General features: G+C 70.5%; 13 protein-coding genes. 5 read left to right on the top strand and 8 right to left on the bottom strand.

Going from position 1 to position 15694, the window contains the following annotated elements:
* Nucleotides 1-32 precede the first annotated feature (32 nt).
* A complete protein-coding gene (locus ABGB14_RS32230) occupies nucleotides 33-908 on the top strand; it encodes a 4-hydroxy-tetrahydrodipicolinate synthase (RefSeq protein ID WP_347647598.1) in 876 nt (291 codons plus the stop codon).
* On the opposite strand, the gene ABGB14_RS32235 is transcribed toward ABGB14_RS32230, so the two are convergent.
* Nucleotides 870-2015, bottom strand: coding sequence for an FAD-dependent monooxygenase (locus tag ABGB14_RS32235; protein ID WP_347647599.1), 1146 nt, complete (start codon nucleotides 2013-2015; stop codon nucleotides 870-872). The genes ABGB14_RS32230 and ABGB14_RS32235 overlap by 39 nt on opposite strands.
* A gap of 51 nt (nucleotides 2016-2066) precedes the next feature.
* On the opposite strand from ABGB14_RS32235, the gene ABGB14_RS32240 reads away from it, so the two are divergent.
* Nucleotides 2067-2537: a MarR family transcriptional regulator gene (locus ABGB14_RS32240; protein ID WP_347647600.1), complete on the top strand. Its 471-nt coding sequence runs from the start codon at nucleotides 2067-2069 to the stop codon at nucleotides 2535-2537.
* 37 nt (nucleotides 2538-2574) lie between these two features.
* On the opposite strand, the gene ABGB14_RS32245 is transcribed toward ABGB14_RS32240, so the two are convergent.
* From ABGB14_RS32245 to ABGB14_RS32255, 3 genes are read right to left on the bottom strand one after another with little or no spacing between them, the layout of a single operon-like run.
* Complete coding sequence (locus tag ABGB14_RS32245; protein WP_347647601.1) at nucleotides 2575-7410, bottom strand: DNA repair ATPase; 4836 nt, start codon at nucleotides 7408-7410, stop codon at nucleotides 2575-2577.
* A gap of 6 nt (nucleotides 7411-7416) precedes the next feature.
* Entirely contained in the window at nucleotides 7417-9513 is a 2097-nt protein-coding gene (locus ABGB14_RS32250; protein WP_347647602.1) for a flotillin family protein, read from the bottom strand.
* On the bottom strand, nucleotides 9513-10001 hold the full coding sequence (locus ABGB14_RS32255; RefSeq protein WP_347647603.1) for a hypothetical protein: 489 nt from the start codon (nucleotides 9999-10001) through the stop codon (nucleotides 9513-9515). Before ABGB14_RS32255 ends, ABGB14_RS32250 begins: the two co-directional genes overlap by 1 nt.
* A 195-nt stretch (nucleotides 10002-10196) precedes the next feature.
* Between ABGB14_RS32255 and ABGB14_RS32260 the strand changes: the two genes are divergently transcribed.
* Entirely contained in the window at nucleotides 10197-11120 is a 924-nt protein-coding gene (locus ABGB14_RS32260; RefSeq protein ID WP_347647604.1) for an NADP-dependent oxidoreductase, read from the top strand.
* Nucleotide 11121: 1 nt separating this feature from the next.
* Here the strand turns inward: ABGB14_RS32260 and ABGB14_RS32265 are convergent, their stop codons facing one another.
* The 3 genes from ABGB14_RS32265 to ABGB14_RS32275 are packed head-to-tail and all read right to left on the bottom strand — an operon-like array spanning nucleotide 11122 to nucleotide 13315.
* Nucleotides 11122-12045 carry an aminoglycoside phosphotransferase family protein gene (locus ABGB14_RS32265; protein ID WP_347647605.1) on the bottom strand — a complete coding sequence of 308 codons (924 nt, stop codon included), beginning with the start codon at nucleotides 12043-12045 and terminating at the stop codon, nucleotides 11122-11124.
* 4 nt (nucleotides 12046-12049) lie between these two features.
* On the bottom strand, nucleotides 12050-12928 hold the full coding sequence (locus ABGB14_RS32270; protein ID WP_347647606.1) for a 1,4-dihydroxy-2-naphthoyl-CoA synthase: 879 nt from the start codon (nucleotides 12926-12928) through the stop codon (nucleotides 12050-12052).
* A 54-nt stretch (nucleotides 12929-12982) separates the two neighbouring features.
* On the bottom strand, nucleotides 12983-13315 hold the full coding sequence (locus tag ABGB14_RS32275) for a metalloregulator ArsR/SmtB family transcription factor (RefSeq protein WP_090938046.1): 333 nt from the start codon (nucleotides 13313-13315) through the stop codon (nucleotides 12983-12985).
* Between the two features lie 88 nt (nucleotides 13316-13403).
* Between ABGB14_RS32275 and ABGB14_RS32280 the strand changes: the two genes are divergently transcribed.
* Nucleotides 13404-13568, top strand: a complete 165-nt coding sequence (locus ABGB14_RS32280) for a DUF3073 domain-containing protein (RefSeq protein WP_132515731.1) — start codon at nucleotides 13404-13406, stop codon at nucleotides 13566-13568.
* Here the strand turns inward: ABGB14_RS32280 and ABGB14_RS32285 are convergent.
* Nucleotides 13531-14811 carry a cytochrome P450 gene (locus tag ABGB14_RS32285; RefSeq protein WP_347647607.1) on the bottom strand — a complete coding sequence of 427 codons (1281 nt, stop codon included), beginning with the start codon at nucleotides 14809-14811 and terminating at the stop codon, nucleotides 13531-13533. The two genes, ABGB14_RS32280 and ABGB14_RS32285, sit on opposite strands and share 38 nt — an antisense overlap.
* Before the next feature lie 65 nt (nucleotides 14812-14876).
* Between ABGB14_RS32285 and ABGB14_RS32290 the strand changes: the two genes are divergently transcribed.
* Nucleotides 14877-15473 carry a TetR family transcriptional regulator gene (locus tag ABGB14_RS32290; protein WP_347647608.1) on the top strand — a complete coding sequence of 199 codons (597 nt, stop codon included), beginning with the start codon at nucleotides 14877-14879 and terminating at the stop codon, nucleotides 15471-15473.
* The last annotated feature ends 221 nt before the right edge of the window (nucleotides 15474-15694 follow it).

A 15694-nucleotide genomic window follows, 5' to 3' on the forward strand; every position in this document is an offset into this window, starting at 1 on the left:
CCTAACGGGTTCGCGCGCGTCACCCTCGAAGCATGCTGAGAGGAATCCACGTACCGCTGATCACCCCGTTCACCTCCTCGGGAGAGGTGGCCGCGGACGCGGTCGAGAAGCTCGCGGGCCACGTGCTCGACCAGGGCGCGGCCGGCCTGGTCGCGCTGGGCACCACCGGAGAGGTGGCCGCGCTCGATCCGGAGGAGCGGGCGCTGGTGATCGACGTCTGCGCGCGGGTCTGCGCCGAGCGGCAGGCGCTGCTGACGGTGGGGGTGACGGGGAACGACACCCGATCGACGGCCGTGGCGCTGCGGCGCCTCCCGGAGGGGGTGGGGGCGGCGCTGGTGACCGTGCCGTACTTCCTGCGGCCGGGAGAGCGCGGCGTGGTCGCGCACTTCGAGGCGCTGGCGGAGGAGACGCCGGTGCCGCTGGTGATCTACCACATCCCCTACAGGACCGGGCAGGCGGTCGGGGCCGCCACGCTGCGCCGCCTGGGCGCTCATCCGATGATCGCCGGCGTGAAGTACGCGGCGGGCCTCGACCAGGACGCCGTGGCGCTGCTCGGGGACCCGCCCGGCGGGTTCGAGGTGCTCGGCGGCGACGACGCGTTCATCTCGCCGCTGCTGGCGCTGGGCGCGGCCGGCGGGATCCTGGCCTCAGCGCATCTGGAGACCGCGAGCTTCGCCGAGCTGGCCGGCGCCTGGCACGCCGGGGACGTCACCCGGGCCAGGACGCTCGGGCACCGGCTGGCCAAGCTCTCGGCGACGCTCTTCGCCGAGCCCAACCCCACCGTGCTCAAGGGCGTGCTGCACGCCCAGGGCATGATCCCGACCCCGGACGTGCGGTTGCCGCTCGTGCCCGCGAGCGCCGGCGCGGTGTCACAGGCTCGGCTCGTAGCGGTACATCCAGGCGAGTGATTCCTGGCTCGCGCTCTTCTTCAGGAAGACCGGCAACATCAGGTCGCGGAAGACCCGGGCGACCGGGCCCGCGGCCTTGCTGTTGCTGATCGTCCTTGAGTAGGCCACGACCCGTTCCACCCGGGGCCGCCGCGCGGCCTCGAAACGCTCGAACGCCTTCCTGTGGTCGTCGCTCTCGCGCAGGCACCGGGCCAGCACGATCGCGTCCTCGACGGCCAGCGAGGCGCCCTGGCCGGAGCTCGGCGAGGTCGCGTGCGCGGCGTCGCCGGTGAGCAGGGCCCGGCCGCGGTGCCACACGGACACCGGCGGCAGGTCGTGGACGGGCAGCCCCGGCCCGACGTCGGCGTGCCGGATCAGGTCGGCCGAGGCGTTCGCGTCGTGCTCGAACGCTTCGGCCAGCACCGGCTTCCAGTCGTCCGGGATGTCGCCGGGCTGCCTGGGCAGGTTCGCGAACCACCAGGTCTCGCCCGACTCGGCCACCGTGTAGCCGAAGAACGCGCGCTTGCCGAAGACCATGTTGTAAGTCCCGGGCTCGCCGGTGAGCCCGGAGTCCTCGACGATGCCGCCGAAGCTGTACAGGCCGCTGTAGCGGGGCCGCACGGCGCGCGGGTCGAGGATGTCGCGGGTGCGCGAGTGCAGGCCGTCGCACGCGATCAGCAGGTCGCCGGTGGCCTCCGTGCCGTCCGCGAACCTGGCCGTCACCTGGTCTCCCCGGTCGTCGTACGAGACCAGGCGCCTGCCGTACGAGATCGGGACGCCGCGCCGGGCGGCCTCGTCGCGGACGGCCCGGTAGAGGTCGGACCGCAGGATGGTGTGGCTCACCGTGCCGTCGTCGAGCCGCAGGCCGTTGGCCACCTCGCCGAGCCGTTTGCCGGAGCCGCTCCACATGACCATCCGGGGAGTGGGGATGGCCGACGACATCACCCTCGTGTGGGCGCCGAGCGTGCGCAGGGCGGCCAGGCCGTTGGAGGCGATGTTCAGGAACGAGCCCACGGTGTCGGCGCCCCGTTCGTACGCCTCGAAGATCTCGGCGTCGATGCCCACCTCGCGCAGGGCCATCGCGGTGGTGGGGCCGCCGATGCCGCACCCTACGATCAACGCTTTCACGGTGATATCCTTTCGTTCGGTCGAACGAAATATAGGCAGGAAGAAGATCTCGTGTCCAGAGATATTTCGGAGCAACGAAATGATTTGCTGGAGGCGCTCAGCACGGCGGGGCGGGAGAGCAGCAACGCCGCCGTGATGTACCACAGCGCCATGGGCGCGCGGTTGGGCCTCGGCATGACCGAAGAGAAGACCCTCGACCTGCTGCAACGCCTCGGGCCCCTGACCGCGGGGGAGCTCGCGCAGCACACGGGGCTGGCGCCGGCGACGGTCAGCGGGCTGGTCGACCGGCTGGAGTCCAGGTGGCTGGTGCGGCGGGTACGCGACACCAAGGACCGGCGCCGGGTCATCGTCGAGATCAACCCGGAGCAGCTGGCCGGGTTCGCGGAGCTGTTCGAGCCGTTCGTCGCGGCGCTGTCGCACCTGTACGAGCGGTACACCGACGACGAGCTGGCGCTGATCCTCGACTACCTGAAACGGTCGACGGCCCTGCAGCGGGAGGCCACGGAAGCGCTCACCGGATGACCTGGCGCCGCACGGGCCCGCCCCGAGCGGGCGCCGGTCAGCGTTCGGACTCCCTGATGGCCGTGCCGACATCGCCGACACGGTCGGCCAGCAGCCCGATCGCGCCGACGGCCCTGGTCATCGGGTCGTCCTCGGCTCCCCCGAGCGCCTTGGCCCTGAGGTAGGCCGCCTTGATCGCCGCCCACCGTTCGGCCTGGGCGGGTGTCAGGCGGCCACGGAGCTCGGCCAGCTTGAGCAGGTTGGCCTCGGCGTCCGAGGTCAGGGTCTGGGCCTCGCCCAGATAGTGGTCGTCGATCAGCGCTTCGAGCTCGTCGTCGTTCATCGCGGGCACGATGCGCTCGGCCAGCTTGTTCATGTTCCGGTACGACCCCTGCAGCCGGTACGGCGGCTCGGTGCGGGCGGCGTCGGACTGGGCGGCCGAGGCGATGTAGGCCTGGTTGTTGGCCAGGACCACCTCCTGCACCCGCACCAGCTTGGCCAGCACGCTGAGGATCTGGTCGAGCTCCGGCTTGGTGTACGGGTGGCCGAGCTGGTCGGGCCGTACCGTCGTGTCGCCCCTGGCCAGCCGCACCAGCAGCTCCACGTCCGCGCGGTCGCGGCCGGCGAGCGGCGCGAGCACGGGGTTGGAGGTGAGGGCGTTGTCGATGTAGCTGAGCGCGAACAGGTGATCCTTGCCGGACAGCACGTCGCCCAGGTTCCACACGTCGGCCCGGTTGGCCAGCATGTCGGGGATGCGGAACCGCTGGCCCGACTCGGTGTACGGGTTGCCCGCCATGCACACGGCGAACCGCTTGCCGCGCAGGTCGTACGTGCGGGTGCGGCCGTTCCACACGCCCTCGATGCGGCGCTGGGCGTCGCAGAGCGAGATGAACTTCTGCAGCAGTTCCGGCGAGGTGTGCTGGATGTCGTCGAGGTAGAGCAGCGTGTTGTTGCCCGTCTCCAGCGCGAACGAGATCTTCTCCACCTCCTGCCTGGCCGTGGCGTCGGGCGCGTCGGCCGGGTCGAGCGAGGTGACGCCGTGGCCCAGCGCCGGGCCGTTGACCTTGACGAACACCAGGCCGAGCCGGCTGGCGACGTATTCCATGAGGGTGGTCTTGCCGTAGCCGGGCGGCGAGATGAGCAGCAGCAGGCCCATCTGGTCGGTGCGCCTGCCCGCGCCGGTCGCGCCGAGCTGCTTGGCCAGGTTGTCGCCGATCAGCGGGAGGTACACCTCGTCCAGCAGGCGGTTGCGGACGAAGGCGCTCATGACCTTGGGGCGGTACTCGTCCAGGCGCAGCCGCCGCCGTTCCGCCTCGACCAGCTCGCTCCTGCGGCGCTGGAAGGCGCGGTAGGCGGGCACCCGCTCCTGCCGGAACCGGCGCGCCCTGGTGAGCAGCTCGTCGAGCCTGATCTCCAGCCTGCGCCCGGCGACGCGGGGGTGGGATCCCAGCAGCCCGTTCACGGTCTCGGTCGTGGCGGCGCTCGAGTCGTGGCGGGGCAGGTCGCACAGCTGTACGGCGATGGCCTCGGTGACCTCGGGGCCATCGCGGAAGGCGGACATCCACGCCTGCGCGAGCTGGAGGCGTTCGGGCAGGGCGACCGCCTGGAGGTCCTCGTCGAACTCGCGCGCCTTGGCCGGGCCCAGCTCGTGGCGGAACGCGTCGAGCAGGTCACGCGCGCCCTTGCTGGTCACGAACCCGGCCGGGCCGCCGCCCAGCTCCTCGACGAGATATTCGCCGGCCAGGCCCGCGTCCGGCGCGGCGTCCGTACCGAGACCGGACATGAACTCCGCGATCGCGGCGCCCAGCTCGGCGGCCAGCGCGCCCAGGGCGGAGGTGTCGCCGAAGACCGTGCGCGCCCGCACCAGCGACAGCGCCCGGGTCGTCGATGTTTTACGTGAAACCTCGTCCAGCCCGAACGCCCAGAACAGCTGGGCGGCCGCGCGGACGTCGGCCGGGTAGCGCAGCAGCCCGGCTCCGTCGCGCAGCCGTACGAGCGCGTCCAGGATGATCGTGGCGTCGTGGTCGTGCACGCCCCGCTCGTAGCCCTCGTCGTACCGCGACTCGGCCGCCTGCCTGACCAGGTCGGCCAGGGGCGCGCCGGCCGTGACCGAGTCGAGCAGCGAGGCGGCCAGGTGCTCGGACCGGTAGACGTCGGGAGTTTCCGAGACCAGCAACTGGTCCCAGAAGGGCCGGGTGTCGGCGAACGACTCGGGTACGGGCGCGCGGTAGTCGGTGCCGGTGATCGCGAAGTACATGGAGGTGCGGTCGTCGTCGCGCTCCACGTGCGGCACCAGCGTCAGGTCGATCGGCTGGGTGTTGACGGCGAACCGGTGGTGGCCGAGTCGCAGGGTCTCGCCGCCGTCCGAGAACAGGTCCAGCCGGTCCCGCAGGGAACGCGCGGCCTCCTGCTGGGCCGACTTGATCCGCCCGTCCAGCTCCTCCGCGCGTACGGCGTCCCCCAGCGCGCGCAGCTCGCCGGCGACCGAGCGGATCTTGGCCACCATCGGGTCGGTCGCGAAGTAGGTGTTCACCTCGTCGAGCGACGACAACGAGCCGAGGCGGCGGGTGACGCTGACGAGGACCCGCTCGGCGGAGGCGAAGATGCGGTCGGCGCGCCGGGCCAGCTCGTCCAGCTGCGCCTGCTTGCGGGACGAGAACGCCTCATAGACGTCGTCCCGCTTGGCCGACAGCTGCGCGGCGAAGTCGTCGAACTCGCCGAAGCGCGACTCCAGGTTCTCCAGCTGGAGCATCAGCCGGCCGAGCTGCTCGTCGCACTTCTCCGGGCTGTCGGCGATCGCCAGCGCACCCGTGATGGCCTGCCCCAGCAGGGCGAACTCGGCGGCGAACGCGGCCCGCCCCTCGGCCCCCAGCAGCTCGCGGCGGCGGCCGTCCAGCACGGCCCTGGCGCGGTTGACACCGCCGAGGACCTCGGCGATGCGGCCCAGGATGGAGGTGCGCACGGTGGCGTCGGCGATCTCCAGGGAGCCGACGACCTCCGTCACCACCTCCAGCCCCTCCGACTGCTCGGCCAGCCGGTCGGCGACGGGCTCGGCCTCGGCGGCCGTGGTGATCGCGGCGGCTTCGGCGGCCAGCTGCTCGACGGCGGCGTGGTAGGCGGTGAACGCGTCCGCGCCCTCCAGGAACGCGACCGCCCGTCGGCCCACCGAGTCCAGTTCCTCCGCCACCGACGTGGCCAGCGCGTCGAGCGCGGCCAGGTCGACGTAGCGGACCTCGCGCAGCGTCACCAGGTGGCCCTGGGCCCTGCGCAGCGTGGCCAGCAGGCTCACCCAGGCGTCGGCGGTGACCGGGTCGTCGGCCTGGGCACGGCGGACCAGGCGGGTGGTCTCCTCCGTCGCGGTGGCGAGCGTCTGCTCGGCCTGCCTGGTGAGCTGCTCGACGTTCTCGTACTCGTCGAGGACCTGCTCGGCGGTGGCGCGTACGTCGGAGAGCGGGCCGCGCAGGCCGTGGTCGCCGAGCCAGTGGTAGGAGTCGAACGCCCGCGTGCACGCGGCGATGAGCCCTTCGAACGTCCCGGCGGACGGCGCCATCTCCTCGACCATGCGGGACACCGACAGGCAGTCGGAGATGCCGCGCACCAGCTCGGCGTTGCCGATGCGCTCCAGCGGCCCGGTGCCGGCGGGCTGGGCGGCGGCGTAGGTGTCGGAGACGTACGGGGTCTGCCAGACCTGCATGGGGTGGACCCGGGTCGGCTCCTCGGAGGTGGCGCGGAAGACCACCATCGTGCCGTCCTCGAACAACGAGTATCCGTGGCAGACGATGGGCGTGGCCACCTCCTTCCTGATCACGTTGTACGGCAGCAGCAGCGAGCGCCCGTCGCCTCTGGCGTGGAAGACGTACAGGACGTCCTCGCCGTTGGGGGAGCGGACCACCCGCTCGAACTCCAGGTCGGTCACGTCCGTGTCGAACGTCTTGCTGACCCCGGTCGCCAGGTAGTAGCCGCCGGGGAAGATCAGTCCCTGGTCCTCGGGCAGCCGCTGGCAGGCCTGCCCGATGCCGTCGAGCCGCACGACGGATCTGGTGCGCACGTTGAAGACGAGGTGCCGCCAGTCGGTCTCCTTGTACGGCTTGATCCGCATGAGGATGAGGGGCCCGACCCGGGAGTACTCGACGTCGGCGTCGGCGAGGCTCTGGAGGGGTTCGGTGACCGGCTCGGAGTAGATGCCGGCGCCGGTCTCCGTGTTGTCCTCGATCTTGATGGTGAGGTCGCCGCCGACGGTCTCGACGAACACCTCGCCGTCGATGGATATGTGCGGGTGGCGGCCGAGCACGTGGTCGTCGCGGGTGGTGGGGGTCCACTCGAAGTCGTGGGACGGGGGGAAGACGTGGTCACGCTCACCCCTGTTATCCAGATATTTCGGGGCTCCGCCGGTGCTGACTGCCCAGCGGAGCACCCGCAGATCCGCGGGACCCGTCTGGAACACCGCCAGCAGCTTGCCCTCCACCCGCCGCAGCTGCTGCAGCCGCGTCTCCTTGTAGTACCGGTAGAGCTCGGCGAAGTCCTTCCTGAACGCCGGATCCTCCAGCGCCTCCAGCTTGTCGGCGTCGAACCGGAAGGCGTCGCCGTCCCTGGAGAACCGGTGCACCGCGAACACGTCGGCCACCGTCGTCTCCGGCTTGAGCCCGATGAAGACGTTGTAGCCGAACAACATCACGTCACCCAGGGAGACGATGTCCCTGGGGACGCAGTTGTTCTCCGTACGGATCCGCTCGGTGCCCAGCAGGCGCAGCTCCGCGCCGCCGAACACGCGCAGCCGCTCCTGGTTGACCGCCTCGGCCTTCGCCGCGAGGGCCTCGGCCTGGGCCTGGAGCCGGTTCCTGAGGACTTCGTAGGTCCCCGCCTCCAGCTCGGGCCCGGCTTCGAGCGCAGTCACAGACGGTCAGCCCCTCGCCCCGGCGAGCGCGGCCACCGGCGAGTCGGCCACCCCCAGCCGGCGGGCCGTCTCCAGCAACTCGCCGAGCGCCGACGACTGCGGGCCGCCGTTGTTGATGAGCTGCATGAGCAGGGCGGACACGGTCAGGTTCTTCAGATCCTCGGTACGCACGCCCCTCACCACGTCGGCGAGGTCGGCCGCCAGGCTGGCCGTCCCGTTGACGTACGGCTCGGCCAGGGCGCCCGCGACCTGGGAGTGCCCGATGAACCCGTCGACCGCCTTGCCCGCGGTGATCGAGCCGACCACCTTGTCGAAGAACATCGTGTCGCCGCCGACGATGTCGATGTTGGCCTTGGCCAGCCCGGCGGCCAGGACGCTCGCCTGCGACTCGGCCACGTGCCGCGACACGTCGATGTGCTTGAGACGGATCTCCTTGTCGGCCTCCAGGCGCAGGCGGTACTCCTCGTGCTCCCTGCTGGCCTCGTCGAGCGCGGCCATCGCGGCCGCCTTCTCGGTGAGACCCTCGGCCTCGGCCTTGAGCTTCTCGCCGACCGCGGCGGCGTCGGCCAGCGCCATCGCCTGCTCGCCCTCTGCCCGCGCCTTGAGCCGGTCGCCCTCGACCAGCGCCATGGCCCTGGCGCCGTCGGCCTCGGCGGCCAGCTTCTCCTTCAGCGCCAGCGCCTCGGCGCGGCCGATCTTCTCGATGGCGTCCGCGTCGCGCTCCTTGACCTGGACCTGCGCCAGGCCGTCGGCGGCGGACTCGGCCTGGATGCCCTCGGCCAGTCGGATCTTGGCCCGCGCGTCCAGATCGGCGGCCTGCTGCCTGGCCTCGGCCAGCACGAGCTCCTCGCGGGCCTTGAACTTGCTGGCGGCCTCCGCGGCCTCGGCGGCCTTGATGTCCTTGACCAGGTTCTCCTGCGCCTCGGCCTCGGCGGCGATGATCACCTGCTGGCGGGTGCGCTCGGCCTCCTCGACCACGCGCAGCCGCTTGATGCTCTCCTCCTGCTCGGCCACGGTCCTGTCGACCGCGATGCGCTCGCGGATGACCTCGGCGATCGAGCGCTTCTCGGTCTCGACCTCCTTGTCCTTCGCGATGCGGGACAGCTCGGTCTCACGCTCCTTGGCGATGACCTCGAGCAGGCGGTCCTTGTCGATCCGCTCGGTCTCGATGGCGATCACGCGCTCGCGGTTCTTCTCGGCGACCGCGATCTCGCGGTGCTGGTTCTCCCGCTGCACGCCGATCTGCTCGTCGGTCTTGATGCCGGCGGTCTGGGCGCGCAGCCGCTCCTCGGCCTGCACGCGGGCGATCTCCGCCTCCTCGCGGGCCTTGACGGTCTCGATCTCGCGGCGCTGCTTGAGCTCGGCGTCGGCCTGGCGGCGCTCCAGTTCGAGGATGGCCTCGCGGGCGTCCACGTTCTGGCGGGTGATCTCCTTCTCCTCGTTGCGCCGGAACTCGTTCGTCCGCACGTGCTCGAGGGCCGTCAGCTCGGTGATCTTGCGGATGCCCTGCGCGTCGAGGATGTTGCTCTTGTCGAGCTGGGCCAGGGAGGTCTGCTCCAGGTAGTCGATGGCGGCGTCTTCGAGGCTGTAGCCGTTGAGGTCCGTGCCGATGAGCCGGATGATCTCGTCACGGAACTCGTCGCGCTTGGTGTAGAGGTCGACGAAGTCCAGGTGCTTGCCGGCCGTCTTCAGCGCTTCTGAGAACTTCGCGTTGAACAGCTCCTGCAGCGTCTGCTCGTCGCTGGCCCTGGCCGTGCCGATGGCCTGGGCGACCTTGATGACGTCTTCCGTGGTCTTGTTCACGCGTACGAAGAACGTGATCTTGATGTCGGCCCTGATGTTGTCGCGGCAGATCAGGCCCTCGCGACCGGTGCGGTGGATCTCGATCGTCTTCACCGAGATGTCCATGACCTCGGCCTTGTGGACGACGGGCAGGACGATCTTGCCGGTGAACGTCACGTCGACCTTGTTGATCTTGGAAACGATCAGTGCCTTGCCCTGTTCGACCTTACGGAAAAGGCGGCCGATGAGGACGAGCAGCCCGATGGCAATGATCGCGATAACCGCTATGAGTATGCCGAGTCCGGTAGAGATGACGTCCATCAATGCTCACTTTCATACGGCATGACCAAGAAGAATTCGCCGTCTTTGTCGTAGTCGAAGATGAGTGCGGTGGCGCCGCGGTCGAGGCGGTCCAGCCCGGTCGTGCGCACCTGCACGATCGCGGACGCGCCGTCCGCGGCGCTGACCTCGGCCTGGCCGAAGTCGGGCGTGGCCTCGCCGGTGCGGATCACGCACATCTGGCCGATGAAGTCCTTCCGCGAGGACCTGTCCCCTTCGCGGAAGAGCGGCCGCAGCGGAAGCAGCAGGCCACGGGCGGCGAACCAGCCGCCGGCCACGGCGACGACCGGCACGGCGAACAGCAGGTCGCCCCCCACCGTCTGGCTGCCGATCAAGCACAGCGTCCATGCCACCGCGATCAGCACCGAGAGCGTGATCCCTGCGGGAACTCCCCCGAGCCCCAGCCAGGCCGCGTCGTCGTCCACGTGGAACAGGCCGGTGATGACAGCCAGCCAATACCCCACGACCACGATGAGAAGGATGCTGAAAATGACAGTTGGAAAGCTGAATGCGGCGTCTGTGAACTCGGTCATCCCACCTAGGTGCCCCGTCCCCGTGTGTGTCCCTGTCGCACTATATCTAGATAAAGACCGAGTAAATGGAAAAGTTCCCATAACAGTATGTGACTTGACCTCAACTTCGCTTGAGGTAGCAGGCTCTGTCCCATGAGCGAACTGATGAGGGCCGCGGCCTTCGCCGAGCCCGGCGGCCCTGACGTGCTGAAGGTGATGGAGCTGCCCGCACCGCAGGCGGGCCAGGGAGAGGTACGGGTGCGGGTGCGGGCGGCCGGCGTACAGCCGTTCGACGCGGCCGTACGAGCGGGGTGGCTTCCTCCGTACATGTCGGACATCGGCTACCCCCGTATCCCCGGCAACGAGTTCGCCGGCGTGGTGGACCAGGTGGGACCCGGCGTGACGGGGGTGGCGCCGGGCAGCGAGGTGCTCGGGTTCTCGCGGCTGCACGCCTACGCCGAGTACATCGTCGTGCCCGCCGCGGACGTGGCCCCCAAACCCGCGAAAGTGCCCTGGGAGGTGGCCGGCGGGATGACCGCGGGCGTGCAGACCGCCGAGCTGGCCCTCGACGGCCTGCGTGTCACGGCGGGTGAGACGCTGCTCGTGCACGGCGCGGCCGGATCGGTGGGCACCGCGGCCGTGCAGATCGCCAGGAGGCGTGGGGCCACCGTGATCGGCACCGCCCGCGAGGTCAACCACGACCATCTACGCGAACTCGGCGCCATCCCCGTCGCCTACGGGGAGGGGCTGTCCGGTCGGGTGCGCGAGCTCGCGCCCGGCGGGATCGACGCCACCCTGGACGGGGCAGGAGGCCACGCGCTGGAGGTGTCGATCGAGCTGGTCGAAGACCGCACCCGCATCGTCACGCTGGTCGAGCACGGCAAGGCCGCCGAGCTGGGAGTCCAGGTCGTCCAGGGGGAGCGCACGGCCGAACGGCTCGGGCGCTACGCCGCGCTGTACGCCGCGGGCGAGTTCGCGTTCCCGGTGCGGCGGGCGTACCGGCTGGAGGAGGCCGCGGACGCCCACCGGGAGATCGAGACCGGCCACGGCCGCGGGAAGGTCGTGCTGACCCTGTGAGTCACTGCCGGTGCCGTACGGCCTCGGCCACCGCGAGCTGGATGCGCATCCACTCGCTCTCGGCATGGGTGCCGTCCTCGACCTCCCAGAGGAAGTTCTGCAGCACCCGGCCCAGGGTCCAGCCCGCCGCGCGCCGGGGGTCGAGCCCGAGCCGGTCGACCATCAGGTCGAAGCGCCTGAGCACCGTCCGCGTCACGTCACCCGACGCGACCACGTCGTCCCACCGGTTGTCCAGGGCGGGCATCAGGTCGAACCCGGGGTCGCCGGCCAGCGGCTTGGGATCGATGCTCAGCCACGGCTCCCGCCCGGCCGCCAGCACGTTGTCGTAGTGCAGGTCCCAGTGCAGCAGGCGGTCGCCGGGCTCGTGGACGAGCTCGGCGACCGCCGAGGCGCACCACGTCATCCAGTGGCGGTGGTGCTCGTCCGTCAGCCGCGTGAGCGCCTTGTCCACGTCGTCGAGCATGGCCTGCGCGATGTCGCCCAGCCGGCGCATCCCCGCGGGGGCGGGATGGGCCACCAGACGGGCCAGCAGGTCGGTGAGGATGCCCAGCGCCTCAATGTCGTCCGGCACCGCGGACAACGACCGGTCGGCCTCCAGCCGTTCGAGCAGCATGGTGCCGGTCGCCGGGTCGGATTCGAGCAGCAACACCGACGCGTCGCCCGCCCACGCGGCCAGCCCCATGGCTTCGGTGGCGTTCTCGTCGGTGACGGGCTGCAGCTTGAGGGCTGCCTTCGTGCCGTCGTCACGGACGACGGGCAGCACGAGCGACACCACGCCGTGCCTGGGCCCGCCGTCGAGCCGCAGCCGCCACTCCTCCAGGTAACGATCGGCGAGCGCGGGCAGCCCGGCCGACCAGGCACGCCCGGCCTCCCCGTCGTACTTCACATGAGAGGCGGTCAGCGCCTCCGGCACCGTGATCCGCATCGGCTCAGTAGTGCCAGGGGAACGGCGACCAGTCGGGCTCGCGCTTCTGCAGGAACGAGTCGCGCCCCTCGGCCGCCTCGTCCGTCATGTAGGCCAGCCGCGTGGCCTCGCCGGCGAACACCTGCTGCCCCACCATGCCGTCGTCGATCGCGTTGAAGGCGAACTTGAGCATCCGCTGCGCCGTCGGCGACTTTCCGTTGATCTTCCGGCCCCACTCCAGGGCCGTGGCCTCCAGCTCGGCGTGCGGGACCACGGCGTTGACCATGCCCATGCGGTGGGCGTCGGCCGCGGAGTAGGTGTCGCCGAGGAAGAAGATCTCGCGGGCGAACTTCTGTCCGACCTGCCTCGCGAGGTAGGCCGAGCCGAATCCGCCGTCGAAGCTGGCCACGTCGGCGTCGGTCTGCTTGAACCGGGCGTGCTCCGCGCTGGCCAGTGTGAGATCGGCCACAACGTGCAGGCTGTGGCCGCCGCCCGCGGCCCAGCCGGGCACCACGCAGATCACGACCTTGGGCATGAAGCGGATCAGCCGCTGCACCTCGAGGATGTGCAGGCGCCCGGTGGCCGGCGTGCCGTCGGCGTACTGGTAGCCGTCCTTGCCCCTGATGCGCTGGTCGCCGCCCGAGCAGAAGGCCCAGCCGCCGTCCTTGGGCGACGGGCCGTTGCCGGTGAGCAGCACGCAGCCGACGTCGGTGGTCTGCCGGGCGTGATCGAGCGCGCGGTAGAGCTCGTCGACCGTCTGCGGGCGGAAGGCGTTGCGCACGTCGGGGCGGTCGAACGCGATGCGCACGGTGCCCTGGTCGACGGCTCGGTGGTAGGTGATGTCGGTGAACTCGAATCCCTCGACCGCCTGCCACGCCTTGGGATCGAACAGCTCGGAGACCATGCCCGCAGCCTAACGGATCTGTCCTTTCCGCCCGCCTTGTCGATCCCGGGCCGGCTAGGTGACCTCGGCTCTCAGCTCCGCGAGGAGCTCGCCCTGGTCGGCCAGCATGTCGGTGAGGATGCGCCGGGCGGCGCCGAGCAGGTCGGCGAGCTCTGGAGTGGCCAGGGTGTAGACCACCGTGCTGCCTTCGCGGATGGCGCTCACGATCCCCGCCCGGCGCAGGACAGCGAGCTGTTGTGAGAGGCTCGAAGCCTCGATGTCGATCTGGGCCAGCAGGTCCCTGACGGGAAGTGGCCCTTCCTGGAGCAGCTCCAACACTCGGATGCGAGCGGGGTGGCCGAGCGTTCGGAAGAAGTCGGCCTTGGCCTGATGGACCTCCACGTGCATGTTGCCAGAGTAATCGAGTTCAGTTGCATAATTCTTCAAGTCGTAACGTTGTTGGATAGCATGGCAGCGGGGACGAGGGAGAGTAGCCATGGGCCGAGGTAGAGCCAAGGCGAAGCAGACGAAGGTCGCTCGCCAGCTGAAGTACACCAACCATCACATCGACTACGACCGGCTCCGCGAGGAGCTGGGCGCCGACCCGCGACGCGAGGACTCTCCTACTCCGTCCGAGCAGGAGTCCGAGCGCGGGCGATGACCCGGGTCAGCCGCGCGGGCGCGAGCGTCACGTTCGCCAGCCGCCTGGCCTCCGGCGCCTGATCGGGCGCCGCGAGTTCCAGGCGGCGCAGCACCTCCCGGATGATGACGCGCATCTCCAGGAGCGCCAGCTGCGCTCCGACGCAAAAGCGCCGCCCGCCGCCGAAGGGCATCCAGCCCCTGTTCTGGTGCCCCGCCAGGAAACGTTCCGGGCGAAACGCCCCGGGCTCGGCGAAGGCGGCGGGATCGCGGTGCACGAGCGGGATGTACGGTCCCGCGTACCACCCGGCCGGGATCTCGTAGTCGCCCAGCCGCAGGGGTGAGTCGAGCAGCCGTGGCGCCTCATAGACGACGGGCCGGACGCGCAGCACCTCCTTGACCACCGCGTCGAGATAGGGCTCGTCGTCCGGCAGGCGTTCCAGCACCTCGGGCATCCGCAGGATCCGCTCGAACGCCCAGGCCAGGCCGGTCGCGGTCGTCTCATGACCGGCGATCAGCATGGTGATCAGCTCGTCGCGGATCTCCTGGTCGTCCAGCCCGGTGTCCAGCAGCCGGCCGAGCACGTCGGTGCCGCCGGAAGTGCCGCGCCGGCGGCCGATCTCGTCGAACAGGATCGTGTCCACGGCGGCGCGCAGCCGCAGGAAGCGCGCGTACGGCGTGATCGGCACCCGTGCGGCGGGGCCGCGCAACCGGTCGGGCAGCATCGCCACCTGCATGGAGCCGCCGGTCTGGATCAGCGCCGGCAGCAGCGCCCGCAGCCTGCCGACGCGCTCGGCGTCGCTGATCCCGAAGATCAGCCGGATGATGATCTCCAGCGTGATCTCCTGCATGCGATCGCGCAGCGCGAAGGGCCTGCCCAGCGGCCACGTCGCGATCTTCTCCGCCGCGATCGTGGCGATGTCGTCGTGGTAGCCGGCGACCTGCCTGGCGCGGAGCGGCGGGTTGAGCGTCTTGCGGTGCCGCCACCACGGGTCACCGTCCAGCGTGAGCACGGAATGCTCGCCGACCAGATGCGCGAGGAAGTCGCGGCGCGCCGCGCCGGCGTGCCCGCCGCCCTGGTCGGTCCGGTAGACCTGCTCCGCCAGCTCCGCGGTCGTCACGTAGACCTCCGGGGGGAAGCCGGCGTAGCGAACCGTGAAGATCGGGCCGTACCTGCGGTGATAGGCCTCGAACGCGCTCGGCGCCGCGGCCATGAAACGCGCGGTCTGCGCCAGCGCGGGAACTCTCGGTCCCGGAGGGATCACTGTTCGTCCTCCATCTAGATATACGTACGTCATATACGGACGTATATCTGGATACCATGGATCGCGTGGCGCGAACAGAGGCCGGTGGATACCGGGAGAGACTGCTGGCGGGAGCCGTGAGCTGCCTGCAGGAGAAGGGCTACGCCCGCACGACCGCACGAGACCTGGTCGCCGCCTCCGGCACCAACCTGGCCTCCATCGGCTACCACTTCGGCGGCAAGGACGCGCTGCTCAACGAGGCCATCGCCGAGATCTTCGAGCAGTGGACGGAGCGGGTCGAGCGATCCATGTTCGGCACCGAGCCCGGCACCGGCAGGGAGATGCTCGAACGCGCCATGAGGGAGCTGATCGACGTCTTCGAGGAGCTCGGGCCGCAGCTCGTGCTCCTCGTCGAGGGCTATCCCGCGGCGCTGCGCGAGCCCGTGCTGCGGGAGAAGCTGGCCCAGGCCTACGCCCGCGCCCGCACCGCCGGGGCCGGCATGCTGCGCAGGGCCGCCGGCGAGCTCGGGGTCGAGCTGCCGATGAACCCCGAGGTGTTCGTGTCGGTGGTGGTGGCGATCGCCGACGGGCTGATGCTCCAGTGGCTGCTCGACCCATCGGCCACCCCCGACGCCCACCAGGTCGTCGACGCCCTCGCCGCGCTCTCCACCATCATCACCTGACGCCCGCGCCGTCCGTGCCCGTGGCGCTCGGACGGCGCGGGAGCCGCGTGTGGCGCGGATCGCTCCACCGCTTGGGGGGCGCCGGCCGGCCCGCCTTGGCCTGGCCGGCCTTGACGTCCCGAACGTTCCGTTCCGGGGCCAGGGCCTGGGATGACCTGCTGGCCCGGATGCACCGCATAAGGACGGTTAGAGGACGGTTCGAGGACCGGCGTGGCTAGCGT

The organism is Nonomuraea sp. B10E15 (assembly GCF_039871615.1).
Classification (GTDB): Bacteria; Actinomycetota; Actinomycetes; order Streptosporangiales; family Streptosporangiaceae; genus Nonomuraea.

What these genes read in the sequence shown, in the direction of transcription:
- ABGB14_RS32230 (WP_347647598.1), top strand. Translation starts at nt 33, where the DNA reads ATGCTGAGAGGAATCCACGTACCGCTGATCACCCCGTTCACCTCCTCG.
- ABGB14_RS32250 (WP_347647602.1), bottom strand. Translation starts at nt 9,513, where the DNA reads ATGGACGTCATCTCTACCGGACTCGGCATACTCATAGCGGTTATCGCG.
- ABGB14_RS32260 (WP_347647604.1), top strand. Translation starts at nt 10,197, where the DNA reads ATGAGCGAACTGATGAGGGCCGCGGCCTTCGCCGAGCCCGGCGGCCCT.
- ABGB14_RS32265 (WP_347647605.1), bottom strand. Translation starts at nt 12,045, where the DNA reads ATGCGGATCACGGTGCCGGAGGCGCTGACCGCCTCTCATGTGAAGTAC.
- ABGB14_RS32270 (WP_347647606.1), bottom strand. Translation starts at nt 12,928, where the DNA reads ATGGTCTCCGAGCTGTTCGATCCCAAGGCGTGGCAGGCGGTCGAGGGA.
- ABGB14_RS32275 (WP_090938046.1), bottom strand. Translation starts at nt 13,315, where the DNA reads ATGCACGTGGAGGTCCATCAGGCCAAGGCCGACTTCTTCCGAACGCTC.
- ABGB14_RS32280 (WP_132515731.1), top strand. Translation starts at nt 13,404, where the DNA reads ATGGGCCGAGGTAGAGCCAAGGCGAAGCAGACGAAGGTCGCTCGCCAG.